This is a genomic window from Escherichia sp. E2562, from assembly GCF_005781075.1.
Classification (GTDB): domain Bacteria; phylum Pseudomonadota; class Gammaproteobacteria; order Enterobacterales; family Enterobacteriaceae; genus Escherichia.
Genome location: NZ_VATM01000043.1, coordinates 1 through 2,103, shown reverse-complemented (window position 1 = coordinate 2,103; position 2,103 = coordinate 1). Strand labels below are relative to the sequence as shown.

The 2,103-nt window shown below is 49.8% G+C and carries 6 protein-coding genes; all 6 read right to left on the bottom strand.

The window, feature by feature from the left end:
- A partial coding sequence (locus tag FEK43_RS22705) for an antitermination protein (protein ID WP_138158717.1) occupies positions 1–569 on the bottom strand: 569 nt, incomplete at its 3' end.
- A gap of 80 nt (positions 570–649) precedes the next feature.
- Positions 650–790 (bottom strand): YlcG family protein, encoded by a 141-nt coding sequence (locus FEK43_RS22700; RefSeq protein WP_135406134.1) that lies wholly within the window; start codon positions 788–790, stop codon positions 650–652.
- Positions 787–1,149: a crossover junction endodeoxyribonuclease RusA gene (gene rusA / locus FEK43_RS22695; protein WP_135406133.1), complete on the bottom strand. Its 363-nt coding sequence runs from the start codon at positions 1,147–1,149 to the stop codon at positions 787–789. The genes FEK43_RS22700 and rusA overlap by 4 nt, the downstream gene beginning before the upstream one ends.
- Positions 1,146–1,436, bottom strand: coding sequence for a DUF1364 domain-containing protein (locus tag FEK43_RS22690; protein ID WP_000774490.1), 291 nt, complete (start codon positions 1,434–1,436; stop codon positions 1,146–1,148). Before FEK43_RS22690 ends, rusA begins: the two co-directional genes overlap by 4 nt.
- Complete coding sequence (locus FEK43_RS22685) at positions 1,429–1,599, bottom strand: NinE family protein (RefSeq protein WP_000224907.1); 171 nt, start codon at positions 1,597–1,599, stop codon at positions 1,429–1,431. Before FEK43_RS22685 ends, FEK43_RS22690 begins: the two co-directional genes overlap by 8 nt.
- On the bottom strand, positions 1,599–2,054 hold the full coding sequence (locus tag FEK43_RS22680) for a YbcN family protein (RefSeq protein WP_135406132.1): 456 nt from the start codon (positions 2,052–2,054) through the stop codon (positions 1,599–1,601). Before FEK43_RS22680 ends, FEK43_RS22685 begins: the two co-directional genes overlap by 1 nt.
- Positions 2,055–2,103 lie beyond the last annotated feature (49 nt).

The following is a 2,103-nucleotide window of genomic DNA, read 5'->3' as shown; positions in this document are numbered from 1 at the left end:
TTTTTGTTGACCACTACATAAACAGGCGTGCCATGAAGCCGGGTCCTTTTTTCATCCAGGACAATACCTTTACCCTTACACCCTCTGCACGCTGTGCTGACTTCTCCCTTACCATGACAATGCTGACATAGTTCCTTCACCCACTCTTCCTTGATAACGGATTCCCCGCTTCTGGAATGTTTCACCACTTCGCGCAATACATTATGAAATCCCGTACCAGCACAATGCTCACAGCGAGCCTTACTTGCCGCAGACCTGGAATAATCAGCAAAGGCAAAATTCACGAGGTAAGGAATAATCTGTAACCGTGTTTCTGCACTCAATTTATTCAATGTCGGGTTATCCAGTGCCATCGCGTAATTGAGCAGACCTTCAATTGCAAACTGAGGGTCCTGAACACCAACTTTTGCCAGGAATAAGGCAAACCCAAGCGGTGCTTTCGACTGCACCATCCCCTGCGCAGCCATCACATCCGTAATCGTTAAACAGCCAGAGCCTGTCGCCGGTGCGTCATCGCTCAATTTTGGAGATTTTGGGGAGTAATATTTTGGTAAGGCCTCAAGATTCATTCTCGTTCTCCATTTACACCAGCACGCCAATTGGCAGCAAAAAACAATAAAACGGCATCAACCGATCGTTATCTCTGGCTTCATACAATTGTCTCTGCCAGTGTTTTGGCGTAATTCTTCAGTATTCGGTAATCGGTCAAAACAGAACCGGGAAAACGATATAAGCGCAGGCGCCCCCAGCGGCGGCGAAGACGTTCTGCCATATAAGACTCAAACATCATTCATCTCCCAGTTCAGTGATGGTCAGCTCCAGCTTTCCCCCCTTGGTAACGGGCATCTTCACAACGCGATAATCAACGACCTGAGCATCATCCAGCCAGAAACCTGCTTTGGTGAGTGCGTCAAAAGCTGCTTTTTGCAGATTATCCAGGTCACGGCGACGGCGATCCGGCATGTGACACTCAATGCGGATTTTCACAGGAATAGCCAGGCCGATATCCAGCATTGCGTTTTTAATGATTCGGGCGACGTTATCGCGGTATGCCTGCCCTTCTGCGCTGATGTGCGTGCGCCCGCGATTATGGCGGTAGTAGCGGTTATTGCTCGGCGGCCAGGGTAGTGTGATGTAGTAAGTATTCACGCCTTAATTACCCCCTCTTTCAGCCAGATAACCTGCGTTCTCGCCATACCTTCCAGCGCGCATTCTTTTGCATATCCAGCGTCAACAAAATGCGTGCGACGGTCGATCTCGTCGTGACAGGCAGAACATGCAATGGTGGCAATAAGGTCTGGCGGTTTAATACCGGTGCCGCACAATCCAGCTAGCCGGATATGTGCCAGTACAGACGTTTCAGAATTGCCATTACATACGCCAGGGATTCTTACCTGGCATTCCCGACCACGCGCTGCTTTTCTCAAATCAGCCATGATTCCTCCTTGCTGCCAGTCGCAACCATTTTTTATCAACCAGGCTGGCGGTATATCCGAGCAGTGTTGGTATTTCGGATGGCTTCAGCTCAGGTTTACGCTTACGACGATTTGGTACTTTGTAGATGTGTCCGTTCATGACACGAATAAGCGGTGTAGCCATTACGCCTCCTGCTTATCACGCAGCAGCTGATACTCGCAGCTCTGCGGAATAGTCAGGTGGCAGCCAATACTCATCGCCCAAGATTCAACCTTACTCAGGAAGACATACATCTCTCCGGTATCAAGATCGGAGGTATGGCGTAACGACTGGATAGTAGTGATTTCGCCGGTTACGACATCAACCAGGTCCTTGGTTTCATAACCGAGGTATGTGTGTTTGAGAGCATCTTTTACCCATGCTGCGGTAGCGAACGATTTCCCCCTGCTGATGAGGTATTCACTGATTTCGCTGTACCACATGTGGCTGAGTGCATTCTGGGAAAGACTGCGTCTCTCCCGCCACGGTTTAAGCACCATGCGAAAGCATTTTCCATCCTCCAGATAAGGCTGGATCTGCTGACCGATAGCGGTGAAGTTACCGCGATGCAATTTGATGCCGTCTTGTGGGAGGTTCACGCTTCACCTCCGCAGAGGTCAAACGTTGGATGCAAAAAATCGCAGGTGC

Excerpts from the sequence above, each read along its gene's own strand:
- FEK43_RS22685 (WP_000224907.1), bottom strand. The coding sequence starts at position 1,599 with ATGGCTACACCGCTTATTCGTGTCATGAACGGACACATCTACAAAGTA.
- FEK43_RS22690 (WP_000774490.1), bottom strand. The coding sequence starts at position 1,436 with ATGGCTGATTTGAGAAAAGCAGCGCGTGGTCGGGAATGCCAGGTAAGA.
- FEK43_RS22700 (WP_135406134.1), bottom strand. The coding sequence starts at position 790 with ATGATGTTTGAGTCTTATATGGCAGAACGTCTTCGCCGCCGCTGGGGG.